The organism is Methylobacterium oxalidis (genome assembly GCF_007992195.1).
Lineage (GTDB): Bacteria > Pseudomonadota > Alphaproteobacteria > Rhizobiales > Beijerinckiaceae > Methylobacterium > Methylobacterium oxalidis.
Map to the genome: position 1 here is coordinate 24,275 of NZ_BJZU01000027.1, position 17,258 is coordinate 41,532.

The window sequence follows — 17,258 nt, forward strand, 5'->3', positions numbered from 1 at the left end:
CGACATGCCGGGATGCGCATCAGGGGCTCGTCTCCGAGCCGGCCGGCGCCGTGTCGCTGGCCGCCCGCGACTTGAGACTCGGCTCGTCGTCCGGGGCCCGCAGGCGGTAGCCGACGCCGGTCTCGGTGAGAAGGATGCGCGGGCGCTCGGGGTCGGCCTCCAGCTTCTGGCGCAGCTGGCGCATGTAGACGCGCAGGTACTGCGGGTCGGACGACGTCGAGACCGTGTGCATCAGCTGCGCGTGGGTCATCACCTTGCCGGCGTTCAGAACCAGCACCCGCAGGAAGTCGTACTCGCGGGGTGTCAGCTTCACCTCCGCGCCGTCGACCCTCACGATGCGCCGGACGAGGTCGACGCTGAGGCCGTCGACCTGGAAGATCGGGCGCTCGCCACGGGCGGCCAACTGGTGGCGCAGCGCCGCGCGCAGGCGCGCCAGCAACTCGCCCATGCCGAAGGGCTTGGTCATGTAGTCGTCGGCGCCGTGGTCCAGGGCCTCGACCTTGCCGCCCTCGTCGTCGCGGCTCGACAGCACGACCACCGGCAGATCGGGATATCCCGCCCGGATCGCCCGCAGCAGGTCGTGTCCCCGCATGTCCGGCAGGCCGAGGTCGAGGATGATCAAGTCCGCCTTCTGGCGCGCCAGGAACTCGAGCGCGGTCCGGCCATCGGGCGCCTCCAGGATGGCGTAGCCCTGGGTGGTGAGCCCGGTGCGCAGCAGCCTGCGGATCGGGGGTTCGTCGTCGATGACGAGGATGGTCGGGCTCATGCGGCGATGTCCTCGGACGCGGTCCCGGGCGGGAGCGGCAGGATGACGGTGAAGCAGGCGCCGTTCCGGCCGGGCCGGTTGGCGGCTGTCACGGTGCCGCCCATCGCCTCGACGAAGCCGCGCGAGATGGCGAGGCCGAGCCCCGTGCCGGCCCGGACCCGGTCGCTCTTGCGCACCCGGTAGAACTTGTCGAACACCCGCTCGACGTCGGCTTCCGGCAGGCCGTCGCCCTCGTCCACGACCTCGATGCGCACGGACCGGCCGTCCCGGCGGGCCCGGACCGTCACGGTCGAGCCGCCCGGCGCGTACTTGGCGGCGTTGTCGAGGAGGTTGACCAGAACCTGCTCGAACAGGACAGGGTCGAGCCGGAGGGTCGGCAGGCCGGGCTCGACCTCGACCGCCACCGTGTGGCCGGAGAGGACCTTGTCCAGCCGTCGGAGCGCGGTGTCGACCGTCTCGGAGACGTCCTGCGGCGCGAGGTTCGGCGCCACCGCCCCGGCCTCCAGGCGCGTCATGTCGAGGAGGTTCGCGATGAAGCGGTTGAGCCGCTCGGATTCCTCGATGATGGTCGCCAGCAGGTCCGCCTTGGCCTCCGGCGGCAGCGCCGCGTCGAGGTCGCGCAGCGTGCTGGCCGCCCCGAGCACGGAGGCGAGCGGCGTGCGCAGGTCGTGGCTGATCGAGGTCAGCAATGCCCGGGCCAGCCGGTCGGTCTCGGCGGCGCGCTCGGCGCGGTCGAGATCCTCCACGAGCCGCACGCGCTCGATCGCGAGGGCGCCCATGTCGGCGAGCGCGTCGAGAAGGCGGCCCCCTTCCGGCGTCAGGATCGGGCCCGTGCCGTCCGCGTCGAGACCGATCACGCCGAGGGTGCTGCGCCCGGTGCGCATCGGCAGGAACAGCCGCCGGGCACCGGGCAGGGTGTCGGCACCGCGGCCGGCCGGGCGCTCGTTGTCGAAGGCCCACTGGGCCGCCGCGAGGTCGGCCTCGTCCAGCCTGTCCTCCGGCGGGTAGCCGGCCCGGACCGTGACGGCCTTCCCCTCCGGAAGCAGCAGGACGACCCGGACCTTCAGCATGGCCGCGACCTGCGCGGAGGTGGCCCAGAGCACGTCGTCGAGGGTGCCGCAGCCCGCGAGCTTGCGGGAGAACCCGAACAGCCGCTCCGTGGACCTGGCGCGCGCCTGGCTGATCACCGCCGTCAGGCGGGCGCGGGCGGCGAGGTTCGAGACCACCACCGCGACCAGGGTGAAGAGCAGGAAGGCCGCGACGTTGGTCGGGTCGGCGATGGTGAAGGTGTAGATCGGCGGCAGGAAGAAGAAGTTGTAGGCGAGCGAGGCCAGCACCACCGCGGCGAGCGAGGGGCCGAGGCCGAGGCGAACCGCCACCGCCACGACGGCGGTGAGCAGGACGAGATCGGCGTTCTCGACGCCCGCAGAGGGCTCGAGGATCAGGGCAAGGCCCAGGCCGGCGGTGGTCACGAGCGCGGCGAGGCCGTAGGCGCGCAGGTCGAAGGCCGGTGCGGGAGCGGCGGTCGCGACCGCGCGCCGCCTCTGCCCCTCGGCCGGAGCCGCCTCCCCGGCCACGACATGGACGCTGATGGCGCCGCTCCGGCGCACGAGCTCGTGCACCACCGAACCGTGCAGGAGCTCGAACCACCAGGAGCGCGTCGCCTTGCCGACCACGATGTGGTTCACGTTGGCCGAGCGCGCGTAGGCGAGGATGTCGTCGGCGATGCGCCGCCCGCCCGGCAGGGTGACGGCATCACCCCCGAGCCGGTCCGCGAGCCGCAGCGCCTCGGCGGTCCGGTCGCGCTGCGCCTCGCTCAGGGAGGCCGACCGCGTCCCCTCGACTGAGAGCGCCGTCCAGGGCGCGTGCAGGCGGTCGGCCAGCCGCTTGGCGTAGCGTACGAGGCCGGCCGAACGGGGATCCTCGTTCACGCAGACCAGCACGCGCTCGCCCGCCGCCCAGGGCCCGGCGATGGCGTTGGCCCGCATATGGCTCAGGAGCTCGTCGTCGACCCGGTCCGCCGTGCGCCGGAGCGCCAGCTCGCGCAGCGCCGTGAGATTGCCGCGCGAGAAGTAATGCCTCAGGGCGCGCGCGGCGTTCGACGGCACGTAGACCTTGCCGTCCTTGAGGCGCTGGATCAGGTCGTCCGGGTTGAGATCGACCACCTCGATGTCGTCGGCCCGGTCGAGCACCCCGTCCGGCACGGTCTCGCGCACGCGGATCCGGGTGATGGAGGCCACCACGTCGTTCAGGCTCTCGACGTGCTGGATGTTGAGGGTCGTCAGCACGTCGATGCCGGCGTCGAGCAGCTCCTCGACGTCCTGGTAGCGCTTCGGGTGGCGCGAGCCCGGGGCGTTGGTGTGGGCGAGCTCATCCACCAGGGCGAGTGCCGGGCGGCGTGCCAGAAGAGCGTCGAGGTCCATCTCCTCGAGGACCGCGCCCTGGTAGGGCACCCGGCGGCGCGGGATCACCGCGAAGCCGTCGAGCAGGGCCTCGGTCTCGGCACGGCCGTGGGTCTCGACCACGCCGACCACGACATCGGCGCCGGCTCTCAGCCGGGCGCGCCCGACGGTCAGCATCTCATAGGTCTTGCCGACGCCGGGCGCGGCACCGAGGAAGACCTTGAGCCGGCCGCGCCGGCCCTCCTCCCGGCGCGCCGCATCGAGCAGCGCGTCGGGCGAGGGACGTTCGGGATCGCGGCCGGTCTCGGGCATGCCCGATCCTACCGGCGCGCTCAGCGCCGGGCGAGGGCGTCGAGGGCGAGGTTCAGCGCCAGCACGTTGACCCGGGGCTCGCCCAGGAGACCGAGGGTGCGGCCCTGGACCTGACCCGCCACGAGATCGCGCAGCCTGTCCTCCGGAAGGTCGCGCGCTCTGGCGACGCGCGGCACCTGGAACAGGGCGGCCTCCGGCGAGATGTCGGGATCGAGCCCGGAGCCGCTCGCCGTCACGAGGTCGACCGGCACCGGCTGTCCGGGGTTCTCGGCCCGCAGCGCGTCGAGGTCGCCGCGCACGCGCTCGGCGAGCGCCGCACTCGTGGGTCCGAGATTCGAGCCCATGGAGTTCGCCGCGTTATAGGGCGCCGGGACGGTCTTCGAGGCGTCGGCCGGGTCCGGCGCGGTCGTGGCCGAGGGACGGCCGTGGAAGTAGCCCGCGCCGGCGAAGCTCTGCCCGATCAGGCCGGAGCCGACGACCCTGCCGTCGCGCTCGACCAGGCTGCCGGCCGCCCTGGCCGGGAAGATCGCTCCGGCGATGCCGGTCATGGCGAGGGGATAGGCGAGCCCCGTGACCGCGCTCAGGGCGAGGAGCAGGACGAGGGCGGGACGAAGCTGGCTCAACATGGGCTGTCTCCTTGGGACCTTACGCGAGGTGCAGGGCCGTGACGGCGAGGTCGATGGCCTTGATGCCGACGAAGGGCACCAGCACGCCGCCGAGGCCGTAGACGAGGAGGTTGCGGCGCAGGAGCGAGGCCGCGCCGACCGGCCGGTAGGTCACGCCTCTGAGCGCGAGCGGGATCAGCGCCACGATGACGAGCGCGTTGAAGATGATCGCCGAGAGGATCGCACTCTGCGGCGAGGCGAGCCCCATCACGTTGAGGGCCTGAAGCTGGGGGTAGAGCGTCAGGAACATCGCCGGGATGATCGCGAAGTACTTCGCGACGTCGTTGGCGATCGAGAAGGTCGTCAGCGCGCCGCGCGTCATGAGGAGCTGCTTGCCGATGCCGACGATCTCGATGAGCTTGGTCGGGTCGGAATCGAGGTCGACCATGTTCCCGGCCTCGCGGGCCGCCACCGTGCCGCTGTTCATGGCGACGCCGACATCGGCCTGGGCGAGCGCCGGCGCGTCGTTGGTGCCGTCGCCGCACATGGCGACCAGCTTGCCCTCGGCCTGCTCGCGCCGGATCAGCGCCAGCTTGTCCTCGGGGGTCGCCTGGGCGAGGAAGTCGTCGACGCCCGCCTCCGCCGCGATGGCGGCCGCGGTCATGGGGTTGTCGCCGGTGATCATCACGGTGCGGATGCCCATGCGGCGCAGCTCCGCGAAGCGCTCGCGGATGCCGCCCTTCACGACGTCCTTCAGGTAGACAACGCCGAGCAGGCGGCCGTCCCTGGCCACGGCGAGCGGGGTACCCCCGGCCTTGGCGATCTCCTCCGCGATGGCCCGGACCTCGCCCACGGCCTCGGTCTCAGCGGCCGGGTGATAGGCGAGCGCCGCGCCGGTGCCGCGGCTCGCCATGGGCTGGGCCGTGACGGCGGCGATGACGGCATCGACCGCGCCCTTGCGGATGGAGGAGCCCTCCAGGTCGACGCCGCTCATGCGCGACTGCGCCGTGAAGTGCACGAAGCTGGCGCTCAAGGCCGCCATGTCGCGGGCGCGGATGCCGTACCGCTCCTTGGCCAGCACCACGATGGAGCGGCCCTCCGGCGTCTCGTCGGCGAGCGAGGCGAGCTGGGCGGCGTCGGCCAGATCCTGCTCGGGCACGCCGCTCACGGGGCGGAACTCGGTCGCCTGCCGGTTGCCCAGCGTGATCGTGCCGGTCTTGTCGAGGAGCAGCGTGTCGACGTCGCCCGCCGCCTCCACGGCGCGGCCCGACATGGCGAGCACGTTGAAGCGCACGAGCCGGTCCATGCCGGCGATGCCGATGGCGGACAGGAGCGCGCCGATGGTCGTCGGGATCAAGGTCACGAAGAGGGCCACCAGCACGATCACCGGGATCGAGCCGCCCGCGTAAGTGGCGAAGCTCGGGATGGAAGCCACCGCGAAGACGAACACGATGGTGAGGCCCGCGAGCAGGATGTTGAGCGCGATCTCGTTCGGCGTCTTCTGGCGCGCCGCGCCCTCGACGAGGGCGATCATGCGGTCGACGAAGGTCGAGCCGGCCGCGGCCGTGATGCGCACCGTGATGGCGTCCGAGAGCACCTCCGTGCCGCCGGTCACGGCCGAGCGGTCGCCGCCGGATTCCCGGATGACCGGCGCGGACTCGCCGGTGATGGCCGCCTCGTTGACGGAGGCCACGCCCTCGACGACCTCGCCGTCCGAGGGGATGAGGTCGCCGGCCTCGACCAGCACGATGTCGCCGACCTTCAGGCTCGTGCCGGGCACGGTCTCGAAATCGCGGCCCCGGCCGGTGAGCCGCTTGGCGGTCATCTCGGTGCGGGTGCGCCGCAGGCTGTCGGCCTGGGCCTTGCCGCGGCCCTCCGCCAGGGCCTCCGCGAAGTTGGCGAAGAGCAGGGTGAACCAGAGCCAGAGGACGATCTGGCCGGAGAAGAACAGGTCGGCCCCGCCCGCGGCGAGGTCGCGGACGAACAGCACGGTGGTGAGGGCGGCCACCACCTCGACCACGAACATGACCGGGTTGCGGATCATGGCGCGGGGATCGAGCTTCCTGACGGAGCCGAGGAGCGCGGGCCCGACGAGGGCGGCGCTGAAGAGCGATGAGGTCTTGCGGAACATGGGTTCGATTGTCCGGGGGGGCGGGGTGGCCCGGCGAGCGGCGCCGGGCCATGCCGGTTCAGGGGGCGGTCGCGCCGGCGGCCAGGGTGAGGGCCGCCGCGAGGGCGAGACCGCCGAGCAAAGCCACGCCGAGGAGCGCCAGCACGAGGTCGGAGGTCCGCAGCGGCGGGGCGCCGGCCTGGCCACGTCGCTGGGCGGGCCGATGCGGCATCAGGTGATGGCGCGGGACGCGCCGGGTGGGCAGGGCGCGCGGCATCTCAGCCTCCCGCCGGAAAGGTCTGGCCGGCTGAACCGGCGAAGTGCTCGACCACGGGGCCGAGCGCCAGCGATGGGAAGAAGGTCAGGCCGCCGATGATGAGCACCACGCCGACGAGGAGGCCGACGAAGAGGCCGCCATGGGTCGGGAAGGTGCCCGCCGAGGCCGGGACCCGCTTCTTGGCCGCGAGCGAGCCCGCGATGGCGAGCACCGGGATCTTCACGAAGAACCGGCCCACCAGCATGCCGATGCCGAGGGTGGTGTTGTAGAACAGGGTGTTGGCGGAGAGCCCGGCGAAGGCAGAGCCGTTGTTGGCCGCAGCCGAGGTGTAGGCGTAGAGGATCTCCGAGAAGCCGTGCGGGCCGGCATTCGCGGGGCCCGCGAGGCCCGCCGGCAGCACGCTCGCGAGCGCGGTGAAGCCCAGCATCACCAGCGGCAGGCAGAGGATGCCGAGCATCGCCATCTTCACCTCGCGCGCCTCGATCTTCTTGCCGAGGTACTCGGGCGTGCGCCCGACCATCAGGCCGGCGACGAAGATCGCCACGATCACGAAGACCAGCATGCCGTACAGGCCGGCGCCGACGCCGCCGACGATGACTTCCCCGAGCTGCATGTTGAGCAGCGGGACGAGGCCGCCGAGCGCCGTGAACGAGTCGTGCATGGCGTTGACCGCGCCGCAGGAGGCGGCGGTGGTGATGACCGCGAACAGCGCCGAGGCGCTGAGCCCGAAGCGGATCTCCTTCCCCTCCATATTGCCGCCGGTCAGGCCGAGGCTCGACAGGACGCCGGAGGCGTTAGCCTCGGCCCAGTAGGTGACGGCGACGCCGGCGACGAAGAGCAGGCCCATGGCGGCGAGGATCGCCCAGCCCTGGCGCTCGTCGCCGACCATGCGGCCGAACACGTTCGTGAGCGCGGCGCCGAGCACGAAGATCGAGACCATCTGCACGAAGTTCGACAGGGCGGTCGGGTTCTCGAAGGGGTGCGCGGCGTTGGCGTTGAAGAAGCCGCCGCCGTTCGTGCCGAGCATCTTGATGGCGACCTGGCTCGCCACGGGGCCGACCGCGATGGTCTGCACGGCGCCCTCCAGCGTGGTCGCCTCGACGGAGGCCGACAGCGTCTGCGGAATCCCTTGCGAGACCAGGAACAGGGTGTAGATCACGCAGAGCGGCAGCAGCACGTAGAGGCTCGCGCGGGTCACATCGACCCAGAACGAGCCGAGCGTCTTCGCGGAGGCCCGCGCGAAGCCGCGGATCAGCGCCACCGCGACCGCGATGCCGGAGGCGGCCGACACGAAGTTCTGGTGCGTCAGGCCCAGCATCTGGGACAGGTACGAGAGCGTGGTCTCGCCGCCGTAGGACTGCCAGTTCGTGTTGGTGACGAAGCTCGTGGCCGTGTTGAAGGCGAGGTCCGGGGCGACCGCCGCCTGCCCGGCCGGGTTCAGCGGCAGCACCGCCTGCAGGCGCAGGATGGCGTAGAGCAGGAGGAACCCCAGCAGGTTGAAGACGATCATCGCGCCCGCGTAGCCGAGCCAGGTCTGCTCCCGGCCGGCATCGACGCCGGCGACGCGGTAGAGCCCGCGCTCCACGGGGGCGAGCACGGGCGAGAGGACGGTGCCCTCGCCGCTGAAGACACGGGTCATGTAGGCCCCGAGCGGCTTCACGAGCGCCAGCACGACCGCGCAGTAGAGCGCGATCTGCATCCAGCCGTTGAGTGTCATGGAGATCGGTCCGTCAGGCCGCTCAGAACCGCTCGGGGCGGACGAGGGCGTAGGTGAGGTAGACGAGGAGCCCCGCGGTCACGAGGGCACCGAGGGCGAGATCGAGGGTCATGGCCGCCTGCCTCAGAGCCGTTCGCAGAGCGAGGCGTAGCCGGCGGCGAGCGCGAAGAAGGCGAGGCTCGCGGCGATGAAGGCGATATCGAGCATGATGCGTCCGTACCCGTTCGGCCGGTCCGTCGCGGTTCTGCCGCGATTGGCCGGCCCGAGCCCGAATGTGGACGGGAACCGCGTGAGGGTTCGAGAGGGAGAGGAGGCCGATCTTATAAGGATCGCATGAGGATCGGCGGGATCCGGGCTGTCCGAGGTTCGGGGACAGGTTCGTCCCGCCCGGTTCGGCCCCGGGTTTCCGGCAGGCGGCCGGTGCATCGGTGTGCCCAAACGCGTGCGGCCGCCGGCCCGCAAGGCCGGCGGCCGCGTCGAGGCGGCGGGGAACCGGCTCAGCCGATGCCGCCGACCTGGAACTTGCCGTCGGCGAAGGCCGAGCGGCCCTCGTAGAGGCCGGCCTGCAGGTAGTGCTGCATCGGGTCGACGGCCGCCCCCGCCACGTCCCGGTAGGCGGACAGGTACGACGAGGTGTCGAAGTCCGCGGCCGGGTCGCGGCCTTCCTTCCAGCCGAACGCGTCGTAGTGCGAGAGCGGGTTGATCGCCGCCGCCTTCACGTCGCCGTAGGCCGCGAGGTAGCCCTTGGTGTCGAACACCGCGTTCGGGTCGCGGCCCTCCTTCCAGCCGAAGTTCTCGAAGTGCGAGCGGGCGAACGCGAAGCTGTCGCCGCCGGCCGCCGAGGCGGTGCGCGCCACGTCCGCGTTGGCCAGCAGGTAGTACTCGGCGTCGAAGCCGCCGCGGATGCCGGAGGCGCGCCCGATCGCCTCGGACGTCGTCCGGCCCTCGGCCTGGCCGAACTCGAGGTAGTGCTGGAGCGGGTTGAGGCCGGCCGCCTTCACGTCCGGGTTCCTGGCCAGGTACGCCTCGTTGTCGAAGGCGACGGAGGGGTCGCGGCCCTCGCGGGCACCGGTCTGCAGGTAGTGCTGGAGCGGGTTGAGACCGGCCGCCTTCACGTCCGGATTCGCCGCGAGGTACCCGTTCGTGGAGAACAGCGCGTTCGGATCGCGCCCCTCGCGCCAGCCGAACGCCGCGTAGTGCGCGTCCGCGTCGATCCCGGCCCGGAGCACGTCCTTGTTGGCGGCGAGGTAGAAGAGGTCGTCGACGCCGGGCGCGCCGTCCCGCAGAACCACGGTGGTGTCGGTGAACTGCACCCGCTCGAAGCCCGCGATCGCGTCGCGGCCCTCGGGGCCGGTCACGAACGTGAAGGCGCCCTCGCGGGTCACCGTCACGTCGGCGAGGGCCGAGTTGAAGACCAGGGTGTCGTTGCCCGGCGAGCCGTCGGCGTCCTGGCCGCCGATCAGGATGTCGTTGCCCGCGCTGTTGACGATGGTGTCGTCGCCCGCGCCGCCGCGCAGGAGGTCGGCGAAGGCCGTGCCCTGGAGCGTGTCGGCCCCCGCCGTCCCGGTCTTCGCGACGCCCGATTGCAGGACGGTGTCGGCGCGAAGAGCGAGGTTCTGGATGCGGGTGTCGCCCGCCGGGCCGGTATCGGCCTGGCCGTAGGGGTTCGTCGCGTAGAACGCCTTCAGATACTCGGCGAGCGCGTCCTGCTCGGAGCCCTGGGCCGCGAAGGTCTCGGTGTCGGGCAGCGAGATCGGGGCGGCGTCGCGCAGCGCGACCTTGTTCTCGCCGTAGGCCGGGAAGGGATAGTTGTCGCCGCCGAGGCCCGGCGCCGCCGCGGTGCCGGTGGCGAGGAAGTCGAGGGTGACCACCCGGATCGGCCGGTTCGCGTCGCCGATGAGCTGACCGTTCTGCACGAGCGTGTCGAGGATGAAGCCGTTCTCGTCGACGATCGCCGCCGAGACGATCCGCTGGCCCTCGCGGGTGACGTTGCCGTTGGCGTCGAGCGTCTGGGACTGCTTCGTCGCGTCGAAGGCGTAGCGGATGCCGCCGATCTGGGTGAACTGGCCGGGCGTGGCGCCGGGCGCCACAGCGGCGACGCCGTGTTCCAGGACCCGCTCCAGCTCCGAGGCCGTCACGGTGACGAGGGCGAGATTGTTGTTGAAGCGCAGCGAGTTGGTGACGTCGAGCTGAGAGATGTCGCCGGCCTGCTTGCCCGCCTCCGCGTTGGCGGCCGGCGGCAGCTCCGCGGCGCTCCCGCCCGCGGTCGAGAAGGAGCCGATCGAGTCGCGGATGCCGCCGCCGTTCTTGATCGAGACCGTGACGGCACCGTCGAACTGCTTGGCGTACCAGAGGTTCGCGTCGGCCGTCAGGTTGCCGAGGTTCGTCTCCTCGGTGCGCACCTCGCCGCGGCGTCCCTCGAGGTACACGCTGGTGCGGCCGAGGATGTTGCCGTCCTGCTGGCGGATGATGTCGGCGATGCCGACGGTCTCCTGCACGCCGTCGTTGTTGGCGTCGAGGCCCTCGATCATCTCGCGGACGAGGAAGCCCTTGCTGCCCGGGGTGAAGGCGGCAGCGGTCGAACCCCAGAGCTGCGCGACGGTCGTGTCGTCCACCGCGACGGCGCCGCTCGTGGCCGGGTTCACCGAATCGCGGAGGATGTTGCCCTGGTCGTCGAAGGTGACGGTGAGGCGGCCGACATAGGCGTACTCGGAGGACGTGTTGACGAGGGCGAGGGTCTGGCCGCTCGCGTTCGTGTAGAATTGCGGGTAGCCGCCGCCCGTGGTGTCGCCGGGCAGGAGCCGGTCGTCGCCGTCGGCGAGCAGCGTGTGCGAGCCGCCGCCGATCAGCACGTCGACGTTGCGCAGGAGCGGCGCCAGCGCCTGCTCGTTGGCGAGCTGCTGCAGGTGCGTGCCGACGATCACCTTGTTGAGGCCGGGATTGGCCGCGAGCACCCGGTCGACCTCGGCGTTGATCTGGTCGGCGAGCAGCCGGATGTTGTCCTGCCCGTTGAAGCCGTCGACGGTGACGTTGCCGAGCGAGGTCAGGAGCGGCTCGAGCTGCGTCGTGGCGCCGATGAAGGCGATCCGCTCGCCGTTCTCCACGAGGATCGTGGACTTGGCGATCTTGTCGGCGCCGGTGCCGGTCTGGGTCGAGGTCGGCCCGGTCGCCGCGAACCCGGCCTCCGAGACGTTCGGGTTGACGAGGCCGGAGAGTGCGGCCTCGCGGGAGAAGTTGAGGTTCGTGGAGAGGTAGGGGAACTGGGCGCCGACCCAGGTATCGTCGGCCGCGCCCGCCGCGGTGCCGAGATTGGCGCCGATGATGTTGGCGACCTCGGTCGGCCCGGAATCGAATTCGTGGTTGCCGAACACCGCGGCCTGCACGCCGACGATGTTCTGGATGGTGACGTCGGCCCGGCCCACCGAGGGGGCGAGGCGCGCGTAGGCGGCGGCGCCCGAGAGCCCGTAGAGCTGGTTGTAGATGCCGTTGTAGGTCGCGGCGAGCTGCGGGTCGGCGCCCGCGATGAAGAACGGGCTCGGGATCCAGCCGTCGCCGGTGGAGAGCGTGATGGAGTTCGCCGTCGAGTCCTCGAGCTTGTCGACGATCGCCGCGAAGTTCGCCGCGCGCTGCGTCGCGAGGAGGCCCGCCTCCCAGTCGGAGGCGTGCAGGATCTGGAGCGTGTACGGCATCGGGGTCGATCCCTGCGTGGTGAAGTCGAGCCGGTCCTGGGCGAGGCCCGCGAAGGCGTTGCCGGCGGCGTCGGTGAGGGCGCCGGCCGGCACGATCACGTCGTAGGCGGCGCCGGGGCGCAGATCCGCGGCGGGGTTGATGGTGACGGTGGTGCCGCTGATCGCCACCTGCGCGGCGTCGGTGACGGCGATGGTGCGGACGTCCCCTGCCCCGTCCGTCAGGGTGATGCTGCCGCTGCCGGCCCGCACCGCTTCGCTGAAGGTGAGCACGATGTCGGCGCCCGCGGCGACCGCGGTCGCGTTGTCGGAGGGGGTTGCCGAGACGAGGCGCGGAGCGGCCTGGTCGAGCCTGAGCCCGACGAGCACGGGATCGTGGTCGGATTCGCGGGCGACGACGCCGGCCTCGAAGTAGCTGGGGTCGCAGCCGAAATCGAGGTTGTAGTCGAGGGCGTCCGCCTCGTCGGCGTTGATGTGCCACTCGGTGACGCCGGTCACCTGGGCGTTGAGGCTGGCACTCGCGAAGGCGTGGTCGAGGGCGCCGTAGGCGGCGTCGAAGACGTAGGAGTAGGGGTCCGCGAGGCGGTCCTCGGCGAGGTTTGTGAAGCCGCCGGCCTTCACGAGGTCGAGGGCGTCCTCCTTGAGGTAGGCGTTGAAGTCGCCGAGCAGGATCGTGTCGCCGTCCTGCGTGCCGGTGGGCTTCAGCGCGACCCATTCGGCGAGCGCCTTGGCGGCGAGCTCGCGCTGCTGCTGCCAGCCGCCCTGCCCGTCGCCCTGGTCGGCGTCGGCGCCCGTGCCGGCCCCGCTCTTCGACTTGAAGTGGTTGATGACGGCCATGAAATCCTCGCCCGTCGCGATCTCGTGGAAGGTGACGGCGAGCGAGGCGCGGCTGGTGTTGGTGCCGTTGAAGATGGCGCCGATCGTGCTCTGCTGCAGGAGCGCGGGGTCGAAGGCGGCGACGTCCGCGTCGTCGAGCTTCTCGATCGTGGTGTTCATCGCCACGCTGACCTTGCTCGGCTTGTAGATGAAGCCGACCGCGATCGCGTCGCCGCCGAGGAACTGGCCCTGATCGAGCTGGGCGCCGGGGTTCACGTAGGCGTAGGTGCCGGCCCCCGCCTTCAGGTTGAGCTGGCCGACGAGGTACTCGAGCGCGTTGCCCGGGTCACCCGGTCGGAACTGGTTCTCGAGCTCGGTGAGGCCGAGCACGTCGGCGCCCGTCGCGATCAGCGTGTTGACGAGCTTCTCGGTCTGGCGGCCGAACTCGGCGGCCGTGTTGGCGCCGCGCGGGTCGAGGCCGATCGCGGTCTTCACGCCGGTGGCCGAGCCGTCGCTGTCGAGGGTCTTGAAGTAGTTGAGGACGTTGAGACTGCCGACCTTGAGCGTGCCGCCCGTGTCGTCGGGCGCGGACGTGCGGGGATTGGTCCGCACGAAGCTGTTGTCGCCGTCCTCGATCGCCCGGACCCGGTAGGCGTTCGACGGGCCGTAGCCGAGGACGCCCGTCAGCCCCGTCACGGTGTCGCCCATGCGCGGGGCCGCGGCGGTGCCGTAGGGGCCGAAGCCCGCGAGGTTGCCGATCGGCTGGTTCTGGCTGTTGAGGCCGTCGTCGTAGACGATCGAGCGGGCGGCGCTCTGCGCGAGGTAGGCGGCGTAGGCGGCCGCGTCCGGCTCGTACGCGTTCGTGAAGGTCTCGACCCGGCCGCCCGCGGCGAGGCGGATCTCGTTGAAGCGGTCGAGGTTGAACTGCTCGGTGATCGTCAGGGTCTGGGGCAGCGTGACCAGCATGCCCTCGTAGGCTTCGAGGTTCGGCTGGGCGGTCGCGCCGGTGCCGACCGTGCCGGCGGCCGGGAGCTGCACCGCGACGGCCTGGGCCCTCACCCCGGCGCCCGTCAGGGCGCCGGCCTGCATCATCTGGATGCCGGAGACCGCGGTGACCGTGATCTGCGTCTCGCCGTTGAACTCGGTCACCGTGCCGGTGACGCGAACCCGGTCACCCTCGGCGACGTTCGACAGGAAGTTGCCGGTTCCCTCGTAGACGAAGACGCCCTCGGAGGTCGCCGCGTCGCCGTCCTGGTCCGCGCCCTCCTCCTGCAGGTAGAAGCCGCCGAGGTTGCGGGCCCCGTCCGCGTCGCCGTTCTGGAAGTCGCCGACGACGATGGCGTCGAGGGTGACGGTGCGGCCGACGAGGGCGCTCGCGGCGCCCGAGCCCTGGACCTCGTGGATCCTGGTGATGCCCTGCGCCTCGTAGAGCACCGTGGTATTGCCGACCTCGTTGGCCGAGACAACGAGCGCCCTGCCCGTCGGGCTGTCGGCGGCGCTGATGAAGGTGACGACCTCGGGGCCGGCATCCGCGGCCGAGGCCGGGGGCTCGTAGGCGACGTAGCGGGCATCGGCCGGGTCGGTGACGTCGTAGACCATGACGCCGCCGATCCGCTCCAGGCCGACGAAGGCGTAGGTGCGGCCGTCGACGACGCCGATCGTGACGCCCTCGGGCTCCGGTCCCTTGTCGTCGGAGCGGTTGTCGGGGACGCCCGCGCCCTGGTTCTGGTTGAAGATCGCGGGCACGTCGCGGGCGGTGATCGCCTCGAACTCGCCGCCGGTCTCGCGGACCTTGGTGATGGTGCCGTCGCCGTTGTCGCGGAAGATCGAGATGCCGCGGCCGCCGAAGCCGTAGAGCTGGTCGAGGTCGCCGTCCCCGTCCGTGTCGCCGAACTTGGTCAGGACGTTGAGCCGGCCGAGGTCGCTGGCCTTGAGCGCCGCCGCGTCGGGGAAGGCGGTCGGGTCGAGGACGACCGCGGCGCTGCTCAGGCGGTTGACGTCCTGGTCCGCGAAACCGGTGCCGACGCGCCCGTCGCCCTCGTTGGCGGTGATGAAGTAGCGGACGCCGCCGACCGTGTAGCTCGCGATCGCGTCGGGCTGCAGGACGCTGGTGATGGTCGCGTTACGCAGCGAGATGCCGTTCTGGTCGTTCGGATCGAAGGCGTTGCCGGCAAGCGCGTGGTCGACGCCGCCGAGCGGCAGCAGCGCGATCGGGCGGCTCGCGGCCGGATCGGTCAGGTCGATCACCGCGACGGCGTTGACCTCCTGCAGCGTCACGTAGGCCCGGGTCCCGTCGGCCGAGACGGCGATGTACTCGGGCTCGATGTCGGCCGCCGCCGCCGTGCCGGGGTAGATCGCGATGCCGGCCGCGCGCAGGGCGTCCTCGGAGCCGTTCAGCGCCTCGAAGGTGACCGCGGAGGCGAGCGTGGCGCCGGCCGCCCCGCCCGCGAGGCTGATGATGCTGACGCTGCCGTTCGGGTTGAGGGCGGTCGAGATCGCCTCCGCCTCGTTGGCGACGAGGAGCCGCGCGCCGTCCGGCGTGAAGGTGAGCTGGTCCGGCACCGGCCCGACCTGCACGAGCGTCTGCAGGGTGCCGGCGGCGTCGAAGAGCGCGACGTAGCCGTCGTCCGTGCGCGTCGCGTTCTCGTAGGCCACCGCCACGACGCCGTTCTTCACGGCCACCGCGTTGACGGCGCCGTAGCCGGTCAGGCCCGAGAGGGGGATCTCGCCGGTCTTGGCGAGGCTGCCGTCCGCCCCGATCCGCACGATGTCGATGCGGTTCCCGCCCGCGTTCGTGATGTAGAGCTGTCCGGTGCCGGGGTCGAAAGACACGCTCTCGGCGTTGCCGGTGCCTGCCGCGAAGGTCGAGAGCCGCACGAGGTCGAGGCTGCCGGTGCCGACCGGGGCCGTCGCCGAGCCGGCGAGCGAGTCCGCCCGCGGCAGGATCGCGATCGAGCCCGTGCCCGGCGCCGCGGGGCCCGGCTCGTCGTCGACGATGGCGGCCGCCGCCGAGGCCGCCGCGCCGAGCGCGTAAGCGGCGCCCGCCCCGAGGCTCACCGTGAAGCTCTCGCGGCCCTCGGCCGCGGAATCGTCGAGCGCCGCGAAGGTCAGCGTGGCGGTGCCGGCGCCCGCCGCGAAGGTGACGTTGCCCGAGAGGCCGCCGTTCGGGCCGGTGAAGTCCGTGCCCGGGCTGGCGCCGTTCCGGGCCGCGGCGGCGACCGTGTAGGCCACGGTGAGGGGCTGGCTCGCGTCGCCCGTGCGGGTGAGGGTGAAGGTCGCGGTGTCCTGCGGGGCGCCCTCGCCCGCCGTCGCGTCGGTCGCCGCGATGGTGATGGTCGGGAGGCTTGCCGACCCCACCGTGAAGTTCGTGTAGCTCGGCGCTCCCACCCGGCTCCCGTCGTCGAGGCTCCAGGAGGCGGGATCGCCGATCGCCGAGAGCAGCGCGTCGCGCCCGCCGGTGCTCGGGCCGGCGTAGCGGCCGTTGTCGGCGGGCAGGGCCACGGCGGTGGTGCCGAGGGTCAGGCCCGGCGGGAGCGCCGAGGTGCTGGCGTCGGTGGCGTCGTCCGCGAAGGCGGCGTTCCCGTCGGCGAGATCGACGGCGTAGAGGAAGGTCGGGCTCGCCGCCGTGCCCTGGTAGGCGATGATCTGGTCGCCGCCCGCGTTCAGCGCGAAGTTCGGGGCCTGGAAGACGGGGGCGCTCCCCGCCGTGTCGGTCGTCGGGTGGACCACCGTGCCCGCCGCGAGCGCGGCCGGCGCCGTGTAGGCGTAGACCCCCTCGTTCTGGCGGAATCCGCCCGCCGCCCGCCAGCCGTTGTCCGTGAAGTTGATGACGGTGCCGGCCTCGATGTCCCGCAGGACGACGAAGGCGAAGTCGTCCGGGTTGTCGGCGTCGTAGCCGATGATGGCGATGTCGCCGGCGGTCAGCGTCGTGGGCATCCAGGGCGTCTCGCAAGCAGGCCGGCGCGACGACGGGGGACGCGGCGCGCGCGTCCGCCGCCGTGAGCGCGGGAAGACGGGAGAGGGGGTCCGGACCGGCGGGCTTCGGGCGAGGCTGCCCCAGAGACCCGCCGACGGGTATGCTCGCGCTGGTAGAGGCGCCATGTAACGGTCACATGACGCCGCCGGCTAAGGATTCGACGGGCCGGGGACAGCAGAACCCCTGCCCTCCCCGATCACGGAATCGCGCCCCCGAGATGATCTCGGGCCGCGACGCGTCTTCCCGGGCCCGGAACAGTGCCCTCACCTTGCCGATATCGCGACGATTCGACCTGCCTGACCGCGAACAGGACGGCGCGCGAGACGAAGAGCGACTCTTCCCCGCGCATGACCGGAAACCGTCCTGGCGAGGCCCCGCCCCTCCCGATCTCTGACCCCGTTAACGCTAACGCAGGATGAGCGGGCCCGGGCGGCCCGTCAGTCCCGGGCTCGGGCGCGCAGAATCTCGGGTTGCGGAAGCGTCGGGACCGTACCGTCCCGCCCGCGGCGGCGCTCCGGGATCCCGGGCCTGCCCGTGGCGGCGCGGGACGGGGGCCGCGGGGCGGGCGGGTACGAGGCGGCACAAACCCCT

At 72.0% G+C, this 17,258-nt stretch carries 8 protein-coding genes; all 8 read right to left on the bottom strand.

Annotated elements, in window-relative coordinates:
• Positions 1 to 19: 19 nt before the first annotated feature.
• Positions 20 to 766: a response regulator gene (locus MOX02_RS08115; RefSeq protein ID WP_147025303.1), complete on the bottom strand. Its 747-nt coding sequence runs from the start codon at positions 764 to 766 to the stop codon at positions 20 to 22.
• Positions 763 to 3,480, bottom strand: a complete 2,718-nt coding sequence (locus MOX02_RS08120; protein WP_147025304.1) for an ATP-binding protein — start codon at positions 3,478 to 3,480, stop codon at positions 763 to 765. Before MOX02_RS08120 ends, MOX02_RS08115 begins: the two co-directional genes overlap by 4 nt.
• A 20-nt stretch (positions 3,481 to 3,500) precedes the next feature.
• Positions 3,501 to 4,106 (bottom strand): K(+)-transporting ATPase subunit C, encoded by a 606-nt coding sequence (locus tag MOX02_RS08125; protein WP_147025305.1) that lies wholly within the window; start codon positions 4,104 to 4,106, stop codon positions 3,501 to 3,503.
• A gap of 19 nt (positions 4,107 to 4,125) precedes the next feature.
• Positions 4,126 to 6,216 (bottom strand): potassium-transporting ATPase subunit KdpB, encoded by a 2,091-nt coding sequence (gene kdpB / locus MOX02_RS08130; RefSeq protein WP_147025306.1) that lies wholly within the window; start codon positions 6,214 to 6,216, stop codon positions 4,126 to 4,128.
• Positions 6,217 to 6,274: 58 nt separating this feature from the next.
• Positions 6,275 to 6,472: a hypothetical protein gene (locus MOX02_RS08135; protein ID WP_147025307.1), complete on the bottom strand. Its 198-nt coding sequence runs from the start codon at positions 6,470 to 6,472 to the stop codon at positions 6,275 to 6,277.
• Position 6,473: 1 nt separating this feature from the next.
• Positions 6,474 to 8,189 carry a potassium-transporting ATPase subunit KdpA gene (kdpA, locus tag MOX02_RS08140; protein ID WP_147025308.1) on the bottom strand — a complete coding sequence of 572 codons (1,716 nt, stop codon included), beginning with the start codon at positions 8,187 to 8,189 and terminating at the stop codon, positions 6,474 to 6,476.
• A 22-nt stretch (positions 8,190 to 8,211) separates the two neighbouring features.
• The gene (locus MOX02_RS08145) at positions 8,212 to 8,301 is read right to left on the bottom strand and encodes a K(+)-transporting ATPase subunit F (RefSeq protein WP_017484418.1); all 90 of its coding nucleotides are present in this window, start codon (positions 8,299 to 8,301) and stop codon (positions 8,212 to 8,214) included.
• 385 nt (positions 8,302 to 8,686) lie between these two features.
• On the bottom strand, positions 8,687 to 16,627 hold the full coding sequence (locus tag MOX02_RS08150) for an ExeM/NucH family extracellular endonuclease (RefSeq protein ID WP_147025309.1): 7,941 nt from the start codon (positions 16,625 to 16,627) through the stop codon (positions 8,687 to 8,689).
• Positions 16,628 to 17,258 lie beyond the last annotated feature (631 nt).